The organism is Treponema phagedenis, from assembly GCF_008153345.1.
Lineage (GTDB): Bacteria > Spirochaetota > Spirochaetia > Treponematales > Treponemataceae > Treponema > Treponema phagedenis.
In genome coordinates this window covers 342,284-358,216 of record NZ_CP042818.1, presented here as the reverse complement: position 1 = coordinate 358,216, position 15,933 = coordinate 342,284, and the positions used below count along the sequence as shown (strand labels likewise).

The 15,933-nt window shown below is 40.9% G+C and carries 14 protein-coding genes; 4 read left to right on the top strand and 10 right to left on the bottom strand.

What is annotated here, in order from left to right:
* Positions 1-23: 23 nt before the first annotated feature.
* The 3 genes from FUT79_RS01580 to FUT79_RS01570 form a co-directional block, all read right to left on the bottom strand.
* The gene (locus FUT79_RS01580) at positions 24-1,655 is read right to left on the bottom strand and encodes a Na+/H+ antiporter NhaC family protein (RefSeq protein ID WP_024752942.1); all 1,632 of its coding nucleotides are present in this window, start codon (positions 1,653-1,655) and stop codon (positions 24-26) included.
* Between the two features lie 369 nt (positions 1,656-2,024).
* Positions 2,025-2,231, bottom strand: coding sequence for an IS3 family transposase (locus FUT79_RS01575; protein ID WP_024752941.1), 207 nt, complete (start codon positions 2,229-2,231; stop codon positions 2,025-2,027).
* Between the two features lie 217 nt (positions 2,232-2,448).
* A complete protein-coding gene (locus FUT79_RS01570) occupies positions 2,449-3,837 on the bottom strand; it encodes an MATE family efflux transporter (RefSeq protein ID WP_044634990.1) in 1,389 nt (462 codons plus the stop codon).
* Between the two features lie 502 nt (positions 3,838-4,339).
* Here FUT79_RS01570 and FUT79_RS01565 point away from each other — a divergent pair.
* On the top strand, positions 4,340-5,062 hold the full coding sequence (locus FUT79_RS01565) for a 5'-methylthioadenosine/adenosylhomocysteine nucleosidase (protein ID WP_024752939.1): 723 nt from the start codon (positions 4,340-4,342) through the stop codon (positions 5,060-5,062).
* Positions 5,063-5,115: 53 nt separating this feature from the next.
* On the opposite strand, the gene FUT79_RS01560 is transcribed toward FUT79_RS01565, so the two are convergent.
* Entirely contained in the window at positions 5,116-6,087 is a 972-nt protein-coding gene (locus FUT79_RS01560; protein WP_002700795.1) for an NYN domain-containing protein, read from the bottom strand.
* A 615-nt stretch (positions 6,088-6,702) separates the two neighbouring features.
* On the opposite strand from FUT79_RS01560, the gene FUT79_RS01555 reads away from it, so the two are divergent.
* Genes FUT79_RS01555 through FUT79_RS01545 form a run of 3 tightly spaced genes read left to right on the top strand, consistent with a single transcriptional unit; the run spans position 6,703 to position 8,956 of the window.
* Entirely contained in the window at positions 6,703-7,527 is an 825-nt protein-coding gene (locus FUT79_RS01555) for a transporter substrate-binding domain-containing protein (protein WP_002700785.1), read from the top strand.
* A gap of 9 nt (positions 7,528-7,536) precedes the next feature.
* Positions 7,537-8,226 (top strand): amino acid ABC transporter permease, encoded by a 690-nt coding sequence (locus FUT79_RS01550; protein WP_002700784.1) that lies wholly within the window; start codon positions 7,537-7,539, stop codon positions 8,224-8,226.
* The gene (locus tag FUT79_RS01545; RefSeq protein WP_024752937.1) at positions 8,219-8,956 is read left to right on the top strand and encodes an amino acid ABC transporter ATP-binding protein; all 738 of its coding nucleotides are present in this window, start codon (positions 8,219-8,221) and stop codon (positions 8,954-8,956) included. Before FUT79_RS01550 ends, FUT79_RS01545 begins: the two co-directional genes overlap by 8 nt.
* Before the next feature lie 6 nt (positions 8,957-8,962).
* On the opposite strand, the gene FUT79_RS01540 is transcribed toward FUT79_RS01545, so the two are convergent.
* The 6 genes from FUT79_RS01540 to FUT79_RS01515 all read right to left on the bottom strand — a co-directional run bounded on the left by FUT79_RS01540 (position 8,963) and on the right by FUT79_RS01515 (position 15,516).
* Positions 8,963-9,619 carry a YfcE family phosphodiesterase gene (locus FUT79_RS01540; protein ID WP_002700781.1) on the bottom strand — a complete coding sequence of 219 codons (657 nt, stop codon included), beginning with the start codon at positions 9,617-9,619 and terminating at the stop codon, positions 8,963-8,965.
* Between the two features lie 2 nt (positions 9,620-9,621).
* Entirely contained in the window at positions 9,622-10,425 is an 804-nt protein-coding gene (locus FUT79_RS01535) for a hypothetical protein (RefSeq protein WP_148889207.1), read from the bottom strand.
* 483 nt (positions 10,426-10,908) lie between these two features.
* Positions 10,909-11,745 carry an FAD-dependent thymidylate synthase gene (thyX, locus tag FUT79_RS01530; protein ID WP_148889206.1) on the bottom strand — a complete coding sequence of 279 codons (837 nt, stop codon included), beginning with the start codon at positions 11,743-11,745 and terminating at the stop codon, positions 10,909-10,911.
* A 637-nt stretch (positions 11,746-12,382) separates the two neighbouring features.
* Positions 12,383-13,273, bottom strand: a complete 891-nt coding sequence (locus tag FUT79_RS01525) for a carbohydrate ABC transporter permease (RefSeq protein ID WP_024752934.1) — start codon at positions 13,271-13,273, stop codon at positions 12,383-12,385.
* Between the two features lie 9 nt (positions 13,274-13,282).
* On the bottom strand, positions 13,283-14,188 hold the full coding sequence (locus FUT79_RS01520; RefSeq protein WP_024752933.1) for a carbohydrate ABC transporter permease: 906 nt from the start codon (positions 14,186-14,188) through the stop codon (positions 13,283-13,285).
* Between the two features lie 71 nt (positions 14,189-14,259).
* Positions 14,260-15,516: an ABC transporter substrate-binding protein gene (locus FUT79_RS01515; protein ID WP_024752932.1), complete on the bottom strand. Its 1,257-nt coding sequence runs from the start codon at positions 15,514-15,516 to the stop codon at positions 14,260-14,262.
* Between the last annotated feature and the right edge of the window lie 417 nt (positions 15,517-15,933).

The window sequence follows — 15,933 nt, the reverse complement described above, 5'->3', positions numbered from 1 at the left end:
TTTAAAAGGGCTTGTATTGAGGTTCATTTTTTGACCTTAAGTTTTCCCGACAAAATATTCGGCAAGAAGATCATTCCTATTGTAAACACAATGAGCGTAGCTACCCAGCCGATAAGCGGATTAAGGGTTATGCCCCCTACAAGGAAGCCGACAAAAGCACAGGCGCTGACAAAGGTGGCATAGGGTAACTGTGTGGTTACGTGTTCAAGATGCGGACAACCTGCTCCTGTTGAAGACAAAATTGTCGTATCTGAAATGGGAGAAGCGTGGTCGCCAAATACCGCTCCGCTTAAAACAGCCGCAACACTTATCATGGTTGCATTCAGAAGAGAAGACATTTGTAATCCATGTATTTCAGCTAAAGCAATAGCAATCGGTATGGTAATCGGTATCATAATGGTAAACGTACCCCAACTGCTTCCTGTAGAGAATCCAATTAATGCTGAAACAATAAACATCACCGCCGGTAATAACCAGAATGGAAAATGCCCTTCAGTTACTATCTGTGCAAGATATTTTGCCAAACCTAATCCGCCCTCATCCGGGGTTGCTCGAATAACCGTACCGATTGTCCATGCCATTGTTAAAATAATCAAGGCGGGCACCATCGAAGCGATACCGTCTTTAAGGGCAGCAGAAGCTGTATGAAGATTTAAGAGTCTTCGAGCGATAAAGTAAATATAGGTAAATACAACGGTAAAAATAGAAGCATAGAACAAGGCTACCGATGCATCTGTTTCAACAAAGGCGGTACTCAAGCTCATGCTTGCCATTGCTTCCGACACAGAATAAATTTTTTCTCCGTCAATCGCACGCATCCATGTTGTAAACGGAAAGAAGAAAACAGCGGAGATAATCAGTACAACAATGGGTAAAATCATATCAACCGCTTTTGCCCGAGGATTAGTTTCTGCGGGAACGTCGCCGCCGGCTGCTCCGTATAGCTCTTCATTAAAAAGTATATTTTTCTCCATCGCCAGGCGCTCACTTTCTTTCATCGGGCCGAAATCACGATAGGTTACACTAAGCACCACAACCATCAAAAGGGTTAAGATGGCGTAGATATTATACGGAATTGAGCGCAAAAAGAATTCAAATTCCGAAATGCCCAAATGAGTAAATCCGTCGGAAGCTTTCACAACCGACATAACGGTAACAACCCAGCTTGAAACCGGTGCAAGAATACAAACGGGCGCAGCGGTGGAATCGAGAATATACGAAAGTTTTGCGCGGGAAATTCTTTGCTTATCCGTAATCGGACGCATAATTGTACCGACCGCCAAAGAATTGAAATAATCATCGATAAAAACAATTAAACCTAAAAACCACGCAGTAAGCAGGGAGCTTTTTCTGCCCTTTATTTTTGTTGCTGTCCAATGTCCCAGCGCAACGGCTGCCCCCGTTTTTGAAAGCAAGCCAACCAAACCGCCGAGCATCGCACAAAATAAAAAGATTCGAATATTCCAGCCGTCATTTAGAGATTCAGCTAATAAATCCGTTGCATTAATCAAAGCGACAAGCGGGTTTCCTCCAGCAACAATAAGAACTCCGGAAAATACACCTAAAAAAAGAGAAATAATAACATCTTTTGTAACCAAGGCTAAAATAATGGTAAGTACGGGAGGAATAATCCCCCAAATTCCAAAATGTTCCATATAGAAAACTCCTTTTTAAAAAATTGTTACCATAATACCCTATAGTATAAATTTAAGCAACAAGCTTTTTTCCTTATTGCGGAGCTTACGCATAAACAATGGATTAGATTTTGACATCCATGTCAAAATCTAATCTGCGAGTTTTAAAGCTTTGCAAATAGGCTTGCTTTAAAACGTCGCTTCTGTTTGGAACCACTGCCGTCCGTGCCCGTTCTGAAATTTACATTTCTCCTAATGCAGCGGGTAAGGGGACAGGATCGTGGCGAAGCATAAGCGAGAAAAACTCTGCGCAGCAGCCGGTGAAAACTTCCACAATACACATTGGAAATGTCAATATCAGTTCAGTATTTTTATCCCCTAAATGTATGTTCAAGCCACTCCATTCTTTTTCTTTGTGACTTTCAGCCGATACAATGTCGGCGGTAAGCCATCCTCATTAACCGTACTGATTCTTTTCCGGTTGTAATAGACCATGGTGTATTGCCATACAAGCGTTTTCACTTGTTCCCGCATCATCTTTGTTGTATCTATTCTATATAAAAGTTCTTTCTTTAGTGTTGCAAAAAAACTTTCCATGCGTAGCATTAACTAAAAAGCAGGGGTCTAAGGGCTGCCCCAAGCCCTTGATTTAAACATTAGTATGGTAAGTTTACTCACCGTTGCGAAACTCCAAACGATGTTTTAAAGCATCAACACAAAACCGTAAAATTGAAGCTTTAAAACTCGTTGGCGAAGTTACAGTAAATTTTCAAAACTTCGCCGTTGCGTTGTGTCGGACTCTTTTAAAAATTTATTATTGACTTGTCGTTAAAGATTCTCCCGGATTTAAGTTTATATCCGATTTCCATTTGGTGTTTAGAATAAGAATAATGGCAATAAGGGCGGCGCAGTAATTTGAAAAAAGGTTTCCCCAAAATACCGCATAATACGAAAGTGTTTTTACCGTGAACAAAATAAATACATAGCGCAAAAGCCAAATCCGAAGTATGCCGAGCACCAAAGGAATTTTTGTTTTTCCCAAGCCGATGAAGGCTCCTTGAATAGTCATGCACACACCGAAGCCGACAATCGAATAGGTATAAATGTGGAGTGCATTGTTTGCAACCTCTAAAATATCGGGCTCTCTTCTAAACAGAATTGTTAGATGTGGGGAAAGCGGCACAATGATTGCAATAAGCGCAACGGCGGTAATGGCACTTGCGATGCAGCCGAGCAGGCAGGAGCGTTGAGCCTTTTTTTTGTTTTCCGCTCCGATGTACATGCTTACCATCGTAGTAACGGCGGCGCTAAACGCTGCAGGCAGGTTAAAACAAATCGTAGTAATTGCGGAGGCAATGTTTTGCCCATTTAATACCACCGGGCCGTATCGCTCAACCTCTTTATTAATAAGAAAGAACCCGAAATATAAAAAGGCAAAATTAAGCATTGCGGGAAAGCCTACTTTTATCAGTTGTTTAATTACATGCCATTCAAAGTGAAAGCCTTTTAGCGTAAGAGTGTCGGGGCCGTTTGCAAAAAACAGCTCAAAGAACATCCACAAGGTAATAATACCGTTTGCCAAGAGTGAGGCAAGCACACAACCGACTATATCAAGCCGTAATTCGTATAAGAAGATAAAGTTTCCGATGATTTTTAAGATGAGCAAAATAACCATACGGATAAAAGGTGCTTCCGGTTTTCCGTTTGCATTTTTTATTCCATTGTATATAGCTTCAAGAAAGGCAAATGGAAGGACAATGCTATAAAGAGACAAGTACAAAAAAACACTGTGTGCAATATCGCTGACTAAAGATTTTTCCACAATTTTACTTAAAACAAGCAGCACCGGCGCAGCAGCAAGCCCTAAGGCACAGGAAAAGATAAATATTTGCGTGGAAATTTTTCGGGCGGTTTCTATTTCTCCTCTGCCGTTTAATTGTCCGATAATAGCGGTTGCGGCAACGCCAAGCCCCATCGAAAGGGCGGTAACCATTAAGATAATCGGTTGAGAAAAACTGACCGCACTTGCCGTGATAACATTGGTTAAATTATTGATAAAAAGATTGTCGGTGAGCGGAACAAGGGCTTGCACCATACTTGTCATCAATGTAGGAAGCGAAAGAATAATTAAAGTTTTTACCGGAGCACTATGTAAAATTAACTCACGGCGTTCGGCAGTTGTTTGCTTTTGTAAAATGCTCATATAAAGCATTCTATCTTTAAGCACGGAAATAGGGAAGAGGGATAAAGCACGACAAGAGCATGAAGAATATTCTAAAGTGTGGATATATTTATTCCGATACTAATGCCTCATAAATTGCAATAAAGCGCATAAAATCTAAATTTGGTAAATATCTTACTTAGATTTTTCTACATTGCGATAAATTTTAAAAACAATCATGTCGAAAACCGCTGCAAACTATTCTAAATTGGATTGAATCAGTGCCTAAATTACAAAAATAAGTTTTTCATGCTCTTGTCCTGACTTGTATATCATCCCTTAAGTTTTTAATGAATATTTTATCCTAAATTTTACCGAGTGCAATTATTGACTTATTACATTACATCGAAATGTTTTTGTTTTATATGTTGAAGTGATTTCTATAATTAAAAATACCGCTCGAGCAGACATCCTCAAAATCGGCAAAATTGCTTGTTGCGGAAATCGGGGAATAAGTATATACTTACATGACGGAGGTGCGGATATGAGAATAGGTATTTTCGGAGCTGTTCAACAGGAAGTAGCTCTTATTCAGGAACAGCTGCAAGGCAGTTCCATACAGAAAGCGAATTTAATTTTTTATGAGGGGAAACTACACAATCACGAAATAGTGTTGGTTTGCGGCGGTGTAGGAAAGGTGAATGCGGCGCTATGCACACAAATCTTAATTTCTGAATTCAAGGTTGATGCCTTAATAAACACCGGAGCGGGAGGCGGAACGGCGGATAACATTGAAGTCTTTGATATGGTAATCTCAACCGATACGGTACAGCATGATGTTGATGCGACCGCCTTTGGCTGCCCGCGAGGTTTGGTACCGAATATGGATTCTGCATTTTGGCGGGCAGATGAAAACTTGCGGAATGTTGCGATGAAAGCGTTTGCGCTTTGCAAAGAGCAGTATGCAGATGAAATGAAAAATTGCGAGCAAGCAGTGGAAGGTCGTATTGCCTCAGGCGATATATTTGTTGCGGATGCGAAATTGCGGGAAAAAATCATCAAAGAGTTTGAACCTCTTTGTGTAGAGATGGAAGGCGCGGCGATTGCACAAACAGCTGCGGTGAATAACGTGCCCTTTATTATTTTACGCTGCATTTCAGATAATGCGGGAAAACACGCTTCAGCAAAAATTGCTTACGATGAATTTTCAAAAGAGGCTGCAAAAATTTCTGCTTTAATTGTGTTGGAGATGCTGAAGTTGTTGTAAGGCGTTGACCGGAATCGGTGAGAAAGCACCGATTCCTCGCGTAAACAAACCGTTTATGTTTTTACGTTCGGTTTTTCCGGTTTAACAACCTTAACATTAGAAGCCCTTCCGTTCCGCTTCTCTAGGGTTTCCGCTTTAGGATTCGGCATTCTGAACACGGAAAAGGTAACCGGCGTGCCTTCCGCCAAAGAATTTCGCCGAGAATCTTTGCAAAGATTGGTATACGAAAACTGAAACAAACCATATTCTTTGTTTTCAATGACCCCCCAATGATCTTTTTCCTTAAAGCGTTTTATAGCGCCGTTTAAACGTTTTGCAGGCTCTGCGACGGTTTTTGCTTTAATCCAATAGTTTGGCGGAACAAGCTCATCCGATTTCATGTCAAAATTGTCAGAGAGAGCTTCAACTATTTCCCGCAATGTGCTGTGATTATACGTACGCGGATCAAATTCCGGCATGCTGTTGCGAATTGACTTCCCTAAATCCGAAAGGCTTACCCACCCTTCTTCCGTCATGCGGGAGTTTTTATACGCATGCTGCAAAAGTTTTTCCAACGAATCTATTTCTTCCGAAGATTCCGCAGACCCGTCATTATCGTCATCGTCAAGATTTTCCAAATACTTAAACTCATTACATGAACTTACCCAAATATCTTTTGCATTACTTCTGCCGATTCCAAGCACATATAATCCGTATTCCCGCAGTTTAAGCGCGAGACTATAATAATCCGCATCGGTTGAGACAATACAAATCGCATTAATATTTTTATTATTATTGGCAAGCTCAATTGCTTCCATTATTATTGTGTTGTCGGTTGCGTTATCCCCATAGCGGAATTGCTGCACAGGTCGCACCGGTATTTTTGCAAGCAAACTCTTCCAGCCATTCATATTAACAGTTGTCCAGTCACCGTAAATACGCTTGATTTGGATCTCTCCTTCTTTTGAAACTTCATTTACAATCGCTTCAAGATACCGCGGAGAAATATTGTCTCCGTCAATTAATAGTGCATAGTTTTTTTCCATAAATATATATAAGCTCCTAAATTATGTTAAAAGATTTTATTTTTATTTGTATGCGCTTAAAAATAAGCATCATGTTGATATTATCAAATAATTCCGATACTTTTGCAAGAGCCGAAAATAACTTGAAGAAGTTTCGACCGTGCAGCACGTTACTCTTTCTAAATAAAAACGATGCTTAAAAACAAGCCGGTTTTCTGCAACGTTTAAATTGCAGCGCCCATATATATAATTTTATACAAAACGTAAAAAATTTTATAAAAAAGAGTTCGACACGGCGCAACGGTGAGCAAACTTACCATAGGAATGCTTAAATCCGCAGTTCCTTATTGTTGATACCCCGATTTTTATAACAGGAAGTTAATTAGAAAATGCTGTACTATATGCACGAATCTTTTATTAAACGAATTATTTTTTACCCAAGGTTTACACATAATAGCAATGCAAAAATTTTTATGCATGTAACTGCAAATCATTTTTATAGATATTGAATAAAAAAGAGTTGTTTTGTATACTGATAGCGTTTTAATTTTAAAACACTTATTATACTGTTATAAGAATAATGCTGCAGATAATTTCCATATGCTTATTTTATAACAAAACACATGGAGAAAAATTATGAAAAAAATTATTCAAGGAATCGCTCTTTTTGCTCTTTTCTTTATACCGGTTGCTTGCGGAGGCGGTGAAAAAAAGAGTAAATACACCTCTATTAAAGAGGAAGGCAAGATTGTTTTAGGTACATCCGCTGATTACCCGCCGTATGAATTTCATTTACAAAAAGACGGTAAGGATGAAATTGTCGGTTTTGATATCTCAATTGCAAAAGAAATCGCAAAAGATTTAGGTGTTGAGTTGGTAATTAAAGATATGGATTTTGACGGATTGCTTGCAGCTCTTGCTACAGGTACTGTTGATATGGTGCTTGCAGGTATGACACCGACCCCGGAGCGTGAGCAAAATGTTGATTTTTCGAATATTTACTATATTGCCGAACAGGGAGTTCTTATTCGCTCGGCTGATGCAGCGCTTTACGGCTCCTCTTCCGAAAGTTTAAAAGACAAAATGCTTGGCGCACAACGCGGAACTGTTCAGGTTGAAATTGCTAAAAAAGAGATAAAAGGCGTTGCTGAAAAAGACCTTGAAGATCCGCATGCTCAAATAAAAGAACTTGCAAAGATTCCCGATATCGTAATGGAATTAAAAAACAAAAAAGTGGATGCGGTTATTATGGAGTTGCCCGTTGCTGAAAGCTATCAACAGGCACATTCGGATTTAACCCTTGCCGCATATACTTTTAAGGATGAATCAGGCGGATCGGCAATCGCTGTGAAAAAAGGCGAAAATGAATTACTGGATGTAATCAATAAAACGATTATCAGATTAAAATCACAAGGGAAAATATTTGAATTTGTTACTGCGGCAAACGAACTGGTTGAGTAATAAAATTGTATGAACTTCTCATTCTTAGCCAAGTATTGGTTATACTATCTTATCGGCATCAAAAATACTGTTTTGCTTGCCTTATTCACTGTTGCATTCGGCGTACTAATCGGAATTGTTTTAGTACTCGGCAGAATAAGCAAGCAAAAATGGCTGCGTTTTATCTCAACAGCTTATGTTGAGTTTATTCGCGGGACTCCATTGCTGGTGCAGCTTTTTATCATCTATTATGGGCTGCCGGCTTTGGGGATCAAATTTCCGAATAATAAATTGCTATCTTCCATAATCGGAATGCCCTTTTCTGATTTTATACCGGGTGTTATAACCCTTGCGATTAATTCCGGCGCGTATATATGCGAAATTTTTCGCTCCGGTATCCAAGCAATAGAGATTGGACAAACCGAAGCAGCTCGCTCGCTCGGACTCTCTTATAGACAAACACTTAGATTGATTATTTTTCCGCAGGCATTTAAAACCGCTTTGCCGACGCTTGGAAATGAGTTTATTGCGGTGATAAAAGAATCTTCTATTGTTTCGGTAATCGGCATTGCGGATCTCATGTATAAGGCAAACGTTATACGCGGTAATACTTTTTTACCTTTTGAACCGCTTTTAATTGCGGCTCTTTGTTACTTCTTGCTTACATATCCGCTTTCAAAATTGCTCGGATATATTGAAAAAAGGATGAAGTATGCTTAAGGTCGAAGGTTTAAAAAAAAGTTTTGGCAAGCTTTCCGTGCTTTGCGGTATAGATACTGAAATAAGCCAGGGTGAGGTTGTGGTTATTATCGGGGCTTCAGGCTCAGGGAAGAGCACTTTTTTGCGTTGCTTGAATCTTTTGGAAGTCCCCGATGCAGGGAAAATATACTTTGAGGGAAAAGATGTTACCGACCCACAAAATTGGCGGAAAGGCGGGCTTGATTTATATCGAAAAGAAGTGGGAATGGTTTTCCAGCATTTTAACCTTTTCCCTCATATGACGGTAATGGAAAATATTATCCTCAGTCCGATGACGGTAAATAAAACACCCGAAGAAAAAGCACGCGCGCAGGCACTGGAACTTCTTTCGCAAATAGGTTTGGCTGATAAAGAAAATGTATACCCGAACCAACTTTCAGGCGGACAAAAGCAGCGTATTGCAATTGTGCGAGCCCTTGCAATGGAACCTAAAATGTTGCTCTTTGACGAACCTACAAGCGCTTTAGATCCTGAAATGGTAGGCGAGGTTTTGGCGGTAATGAAAAATCTTGCGGAAAAAGGCATGACTATGGCAATTGTTACCCATGAAATGAGCTTTGCAAAAGATGTCGCAGACCGTATTCTTTTTATAGACGAAGGAAAAATTCTTGAAGAAGGAACGTCGCAGCAAATATTCACCGCACCGAAAGAAGAGCGCACTAAATCTTTCTTAGCAAAAGTAATGAACTAAAATCCACTAAAGATTAATTTGTATATACTGCGACTTGTTCCCCACTCCTTTTTGAGCCGCATAAAAACTAACGCTTGGAGATAAACCTTGGTATACATCCATAATTGCAAAGCCTGCCTTTGATCTTCCGCGCGGGCGCTCCAAGCTGCCCGGATTAACAATCAAAAAATTATTCTCATCTATTTTTCGTTGAACATGTGTATGCCCGTGTACCGCAACCGAGCATTGCATGTTTTTGCCTGCTTCGGTTAAAAGTAGGGTTCCAAAATCAACCGAATACTTATCTCCATGCGTAAGAAATATTGAAGTGCCTGAAACAGTTATTTTTTGATTTTTTGGAACAATGAACGAAGGACTTATCCCCGGTAATGAATATTGTCCGAAATCACAATTGCCGGATACCAAGAATACGAGCGGCGGCAATGCCTGCTTCAATACATCCGTATAACAGGCCTCCACACAATACCGTAAAATATCATCGGCCCCGTCTCCTGCAAAAAGCAATGCGTCTACATGCCGCCCAAACTCTAATATAAGAGAAGCAAGCGCAAGGCTGCTTCCGTGTGTATCGGAGACAAGTAAAAGTTTTGCCGAACGAGTTGCTTCAAAAGCATTTTTTGCTTCTTCGTTGCCGATAATACCGGGAGCAACAGCTTGCAGCATATTCACGGCTCTTTCTCCGCCTCATTGATTGCTTTTTCCATCAACATGTCTTTCGGTTGTTCTTCGGCAATTTGCTCTTCATCTAAAAGAACATGGTTGCGTGCGGTAAGCCCGGTGTCGGGATCAATATAATTAACAAGCCGGTACAAAGTGGTGTTTTTACCCTTTTCATTTAATAATGCGGAAACAGTTGCAAGCGAATCGGCAAATTGCAGCAAAGGACTTTGCAGTGACGAGCCGTCTTTTTTCTCTTCCGCAAAAACAAGAGCCGCCATCAAAAGCTGCGCCAATTCTGAATCGCTTACAGAAACCTCTTGTTCATGTTCTAAAGAATTTTCGGAAAGTTGAAAATCGATAACCAAATCACTCGCCGCCTGAATAGGCAAAATTTCTTCCGCCGCCAAAAGCGAAATAACCGTTACAGAAGGATCCTCCCTCTTTGCCGCTAAAAGATACTTTCCACTTGCTTCGGGGACCCCCAAACTGATTACAACTTCGCTCTTTTGCTCTCGAATGGCATCAAGGATCATTTTAGTCCGCGGCTGCCTTGACTGCTTTGTCAAATCCGCATAAGTGAGAATTTGCACCTGCCCGTCCGCTGTTTCATACTCTGTTTGTAAAAATTGCAGAATTGCCGGACGCTCGCCATAATCCTGCCCAAGTACAAAAAGAAGCCGTTTTTGCAACACGCGTTTTATTTTTTCATGCTCAACACTTTTCAGCGGCTCCTCATTTTTTTGAGTACATGCAAAAAACAAACAGGAAACACAGAGCAATACAATTTGTATACATTTTTTTCGAAACATAGCAAAGCATAATACCCGATAATAAAAAGCCTATCAATACGATTATTGCCGTGATGAGGCCATACGCATGAAAATTTTTGTGTTTTTATTGTGAGTTAGACATTAGTATAAAATTTTTTTAATAAGTCGATTTGTTTTTAATACATCTTACTCAAAACGTAAAAAGTTTTATAAAAAAGAGTTCGACACGGCGCAACGGTGGGCAATTTACCATAGTAGTGCTAAATCTGCAGTCCCTCATTGTTGATACTCCGATTTGCATAACAGGAAATTAATTACAAAACGCTACACGAGTATTGAATTTCGCAACGGTGAGTAAACTTACCATAGTGATACTGAATCTTTAAGCTGTTATGGTTAACATTCCAATTAGCATAACAGCAACTTACTTATAAAACATTACACCAATTTTTTATGAAGCCCTTTCTTTAAACGCAACAGACGACCAGTAGAAAACTCTTACTGCATCCTTTTACAATAAAATTACAGTTGTTTACCGGTTTTAATTTTTTCTTCAAACCGCTCAAGCGCTTTGCCGGTCAACCCGGAATCTTTTCCCACAAGAACATTTCGCAGCGCCTGCATTTCGGCTTCGGAAAAACGGACTCCACCCTTTTGATGCTGCTCAAAGGACTTGGTTGCTAACGGTGCTACTTTTCGGCAGATATCAAGCATGACTTCGGCATATGCGCGTATTTCCATTTGTGCATGCGGATCGCAGCGCAGATGTAAAAAGTGAAAAAGATTATGCAAGTCTATTTGCCAATACCATTCGGTATATGTGGAAAGCGGAAGATTAATTCTGGCAAGCTCGCGAGCAATGTTTTTGTCGATAAGCTTTTGATAACTTTGGTATGCCGCCTCTTGCTGGCTTGTCAGTTCTTCGGTAATTTCTTTTTGCAAAGCCGGCGAAAGCGCTTCAGTGCTCCTGCCCTGCTTGTTATCCCTACTTTGAAAGGCTATATCTTCGGCTTCCGGAATGTAAAATTCATTTTGCATAATTGAATAGCGGCCGGATATTTCGTTAATCCGGGCCGTTCGGTGCCGAACCCATTGACGAGCGACAAAAATGGGCATCTTTGCATGAAAGGTAAGCGTTACTTGTTCAAAAGGAGAGGTATGCTGGTGCCGCAGAAGATAATCAATAAGCGCACCGTCTTCACGCACCGTTTTAGTTCCTTCACCGTACGAAACCCGTGCCGCTTGCACAATGCGAGCATCTCCGCCAAGATAATCCACCAATCGAACAAACCCTTTGTCCAACACCTTAAATTCTTTGTCTAAAATTGCTTCCGCTTCGGGAACGATACAATGAGCCATATGCCGAGTATAACAGATGTCGAGTTTCTGCACAAGTACTTTTTTGGCTATCGCCGAGTGTATGCACAAAGGATACCGATCGTACACTTATGGGCGTTGCGGTTTGAAGTTGCAGCGAGGCATCTACAAACCATCGACAGAACTAATGTAGCGGTTTTTTTAATAACTCAATTATTTTTTTAACACATCGTATATACATCATAAACAATTTTATAAAAAAAAGCTCAGGTTAGTTTTTGACATCCGTGTCAAAAACTAAACCACGAGTTTAAAAACTCCCTGTTATAAAAAAGAGTCCGACACGGCGCAACGGTGGGCAATTTACCATAGTGATGCTGGATCCGGTGTAACTTTGCAAATACTTTTATTTTAAAACATCGCTGCTGCGTGGAACCACGGGCGTCCGTGCCCGTTCTGATTTTGACGTCCTTGTCAAAACCAAACCTGCGAGTTTTAAAGCTTTGCAAATTACTTTGCTTTAAAACATCGTTGGAAATTAGATTTTGCCATCCATGTTCAATCCCGAATGATGAGTTTTGACGGATTTATTATTGAGGAAAACTAAAGACACCGCGAAAAGATCACGTCCAAGCAGAAATCCGCTGAAGGTAATAAACACACTCGGTTACGGATCGGCTTAGCCTTTTACGCCGCCGCCGGTAACGCCGGCGATGATTTTTTCGGAAAGGAAGATGTACAAAATTAAGGTTGGCAAAAATACGATGATAACTGCGGCGAACATGCCTGCCCAGTCTCCCGTGTATTTCATGGAGTTAATCATTGAGTACAATCCGACTGCAACCGAGCGCACCTGATTTGAGTTTCCGAAAATTAAGGAGATAAAGTATTCGTTCCAAATATTGATAAAGTTAAAAATGCTGACAGTAATAATGCCGGGTTGCGCCATCGGGAACATAATAAGCCAGAATGTCTTTACCGGATTACATCCGTCAATCGCGGCTGCTTCTTCAAAGGCGGTGGAAAGGTTTGCAAAAAAGGTGGTTAAAAAAATCGTGGTATACGGTACGTTAATTCCCACATACAGAAAAATCAAGGTAGCCTTGTTTAAGGCAACGTTATTTAATATGTTGAGTCCTGCAACCATCGCAAACAGGGGCAGCACAATCATAACAATCGGCACACCCATCGCTGCGGCAAAGCTTGTTTGAATAAGCTTATTTGCAATAAACTTAAAACGAGAAAGTGCATAAGCAGCGGGGGCGCAAATCAGAATAAGCAGCACGCAGGAAAAAATAGAGTAAAAGAGCGAGTTTGAAAATATAACCGATACATTGGAATGTTTCCATGCCTTTGTATAATTTTCAAAATGGAGTCCGCTTGATAAAAAGGTGTTGGAAAAAATCTCTTTTGTGGTGGAAAGGCTTGCAAGCACCACCCAGCCGATTAACACAAAGGTAAAAAGCACCCAGATAGTAATAATTGTATAGCCAGGCAGCAGCCTGAGCTCTTTTTTTATCTGAAAACGGTTTGTACCGCTTTCCATTCCGCCTTGAAATAACTTTGACATTTGCCGCTCCTAAAATTCCAAATCCTTATCTTTTAAAAGATGATTGCATAAGCTGAAAACCGTTACCACACAGATACACAATAAAACACCCACCGCAGCACCCACGCCCGAATTTCTTTCGGTTATGCTGTTGCCGGCACCGAAAATTTGCAGATACAAATACACCATCGGTGTGATGGTTTGCGTGTCGGCAGTAACGGTGGAAAAAAACTGCGACCAGACAAAGAAGCCCACTGAGGTTACCGTCCACATGGTAATGTTGATGCGGAATACACCCTTTAAAAGCGGCAGTGTTATATACCAAAACTGTTCCGGCTTATTTGCTCCGTCTAAGGTTGCCGCCTCAAAATACTCGGTACCGATTCGCTCAATGCCGCTTAAAAATATCAGCATATGATAGCCAACCATGCCGAAACAATAGGCAAGCAGCAAAGCCATAAACTTATGCTCATTATCCAGCCATTGCACTTGTGCAAGCCGCTCCCAACCGATCGAGGTAAAAAAGCTTTTTAATAATCCGAATTTGGGGCTGTACACATATTGCAGCCACATGGTGGCAAGGGCAACCGCACTGACAATATTCGGTAAATAAATGACTGCACGAAAAAAGCGTTTGAACTTAATCCCGCTTGTCAGAATAACCGCAAACAAAAGTGCGAGCGACATTACAATAATACCGCCGATAAACCAAATGCGCGCCAAATTCCATAATGAGATATGAAAGAGTCCGGTCTTCATCAGCTTGGCGTAATTTGCAAACCCGACGAATGACCACCGACTGACAGAATCGGTAATGCCTTCAATTTTAAAGAAGCTCATTACAATCGTTCTGAGGATAGGATAAAGGAATACTATGATAAACATACTCGCAGCGGGCAAAATAAACACCGCAATCACTCCTTTATTTTTTCTCATAGTACTCCTCCAAAATCATAAAAATTAACGGCAATGCGACCATGAAGTTCGCATTGCTGGAAGTTATAATATTATTTACTTGCAGCCTTTAAATTAGCCGTAAACTGTTCCGCAGTAATGGTGCCGGCGCAAAGCTTCATCATATTTTCCTTAATAATAGGAGTCATATCAGGATTTGCTTCCGCCCCTGCTGCCCAAGGATACCGTGTTTTGAGGCTTTCCATAACAGGGCGCACATTCTTCAGCTGCTTCGGCCAATCGGTATTAGTAGAATCGGCAGGAATGCCTAAAGAACGGGCTGAAAGCTCTTTATCAAAGCGTCCCTTGGTAATATAGGTAATAAGCTTGAAAGCGGCTTCCGCATTTTTTGAGTTTTTATTGATTGCAAATACCTGTGCCCCGAAGTTTGATGCTTCAACACCGTCATGCCCGTTTGCCACTGCGGGATAACTAAAACAGCCCCATTCAAAATCATCGCCGGTCATGCTGATTACCTCATTCGGTAACCATGAGCCGTTCAGATACATTGCGGCGGTTCCCATCGCAAGTTCCTGATTTTGTCCTGCAGGCCAGACATTCGCTCCGATGTTCGGTGAAAAATAACCTTTTTTCGCAAAATCGGCATATGCTTTTGCGGTTTCAGCCACAGACGGATCATCCCACTGATTTCCTTTCACGATTGCTTCGGTTTTTTCGTAGCCGTTTATTCGTGACATATGATAGCCGAACAAACAGGTAATATACGCATCGTCATTGGTTATCGGAACAAACCCCGCATTCTTAATTTTTTGGCATGCCGCATCCAACTCTTCCCAAGTTTTTGGCACTGCGGTAACGCCTGCCTGGTCAAAAATAGCCTTGTTGTAAAAAACCGCAAAAATATTCGGCTGATACGGAATAGATTTTAATTTTCCTTCCCCCGCCTTCCGGCATGCGGCAATTAAACCTGCATTTGCGGTTGCTTCATAATTTGCATTTTTTGCGAAATCTTCAAGATCCAACAAATATGCCTTCCATGTAGCGTTTACGCGGTCGATGTCTTCGTCAAATAAATCAATATTGCTTCCCGCATCAAGTGCCGGCTGCAAACCTTCGCGGATACCGGTGCGTCCCTTAAACTGTGCGTCAACAGCAATACCGGTGTCGGCGGTAAATTGACTGATAGCCTCTTGGATTACCTGCCCCTGCGGTTCCGTCGCTTCCCACATTGACCAATACACCAACGTACCGGCCTCTTTTTCGCCGGCAGTCTCCGCCTTGCTGCATCCGATAAATGCAATCGCTACCACAAACAGCAACAGCACCGTGTGAATGATTTTTTGTTTCATAAAAGCCTCCATAAAAAAATAGCTACAAAAAGTTTTTCTGTACAGATGTTAGTCTGTGCTTTATAAGTATACAACTTGGTTTAGAAATCTGTCAATGTTTTATTGATAGAGAAAACGTATAGCACAGAGCCTTATGCTGCAAAAGAGAAGGTTGCATTATATAGAAGACAAGTACACCGTTTCGCGATTTAGTTACTGTAATACTAATCGAAGCATTAAAAATAACGGTTTATAGATTCAGCATTCCTATGGTAAATTACTCGCCCTGTAAAACTCGTAGGCAAAGCGGAGGCAAATTATTAACGCTTTGCCCTATGGTAAGTTTACTCACCGTTGCGCCGTGTCGGGCTCTTTATTTAAAAAAAAGGCTCCTGCGGAATATGGAGGCGGCTATAAAGGTTTTATTACACAAAATTC

Excerpts from the sequence above, each read along its gene's own strand:
- FUT79_RS01580 (WP_024752942.1), bottom strand. The coding sequence starts at position 1,655 with ATGGAACATTTTGGAATTTGGGGGATTATTCCTCCCGTACTTACCATT.
- FUT79_RS01555 (WP_002700785.1), top strand. The coding sequence starts at position 6,703 with ATGAAAAAAATTATTCAAGGAATCGCTCTTTTTGCTCTTTTCTTTATA.
- thyX (WP_148889206.1), bottom strand. The coding sequence starts at position 11,745 with ATGGCTCATTGTATCGTTCCCGAAGCGGAAGCAATTTTAGACAAAGAA.
- FUT79_RS01570 (WP_044634990.1), bottom strand. The coding sequence starts at position 3,837 with ATGAGCATTTTACAAAAGCAAACAACTGCCGAACGCCGTGAGTTAATT.
- FUT79_RS01525 (WP_024752934.1), bottom strand. The coding sequence starts at position 13,273 with ATGTCAAAGTTATTTCAAGGCGGAATGGAAAGCGGTACAAACCGTTTT.
- FUT79_RS01560 (WP_002700795.1), bottom strand. The coding sequence starts at position 6,087 with ATGGAAAAAAACTATGCACTATTAATTGACGGAGACAATATTTCTCCG.
- FUT79_RS01550 (WP_002700784.1), top strand. The coding sequence starts at position 7,537 with ATGAACTTCTCATTCTTAGCCAAGTATTGGTTATACTATCTTATCGGC.
- FUT79_RS01545 (WP_024752937.1), top strand. The coding sequence starts at position 8,219 with ATGCTTAAGGTCGAAGGTTTAAAAAAAAGTTTTGGCAAGCTTTCCGTG.
- FUT79_RS01565 (WP_024752939.1), top strand. The coding sequence starts at position 4,340 with ATGAGAATAGGTATTTTCGGAGCTGTTCAACAGGAAGTAGCTCTTATT.
- FUT79_RS01535 (WP_148889207.1), bottom strand. The coding sequence starts at position 10,425 with ATGTTTCGAAAAAAATGTATACAAATTGTATTGCTCTGTGTTTCCTGT.
- FUT79_RS01515 (WP_024752932.1), bottom strand. The coding sequence starts at position 15,516 with ATGAAACAAAAAATCATTCACACGGTGCTGTTGCTGTTTGTGGTAGCG.
- FUT79_RS01520 (WP_024752933.1), bottom strand. The coding sequence starts at position 14,188 with ATGAGAAAAAATAAAGGAGTGATTGCGGTGTTTATTTTGCCCGCTGCG.
- FUT79_RS01575 (WP_024752941.1), bottom strand. The coding sequence starts at position 2,231 with ATGGAAAGTTTTTTTGCAACACTAAAGAAAGAACTTTTATATAGAATA.
- FUT79_RS01540 (WP_002700781.1), bottom strand. The coding sequence starts at position 9,619 with ATGCTGCAAGCTGTTGCTCCCGGTATTATCGGCAACGAAGAAGCAAAA.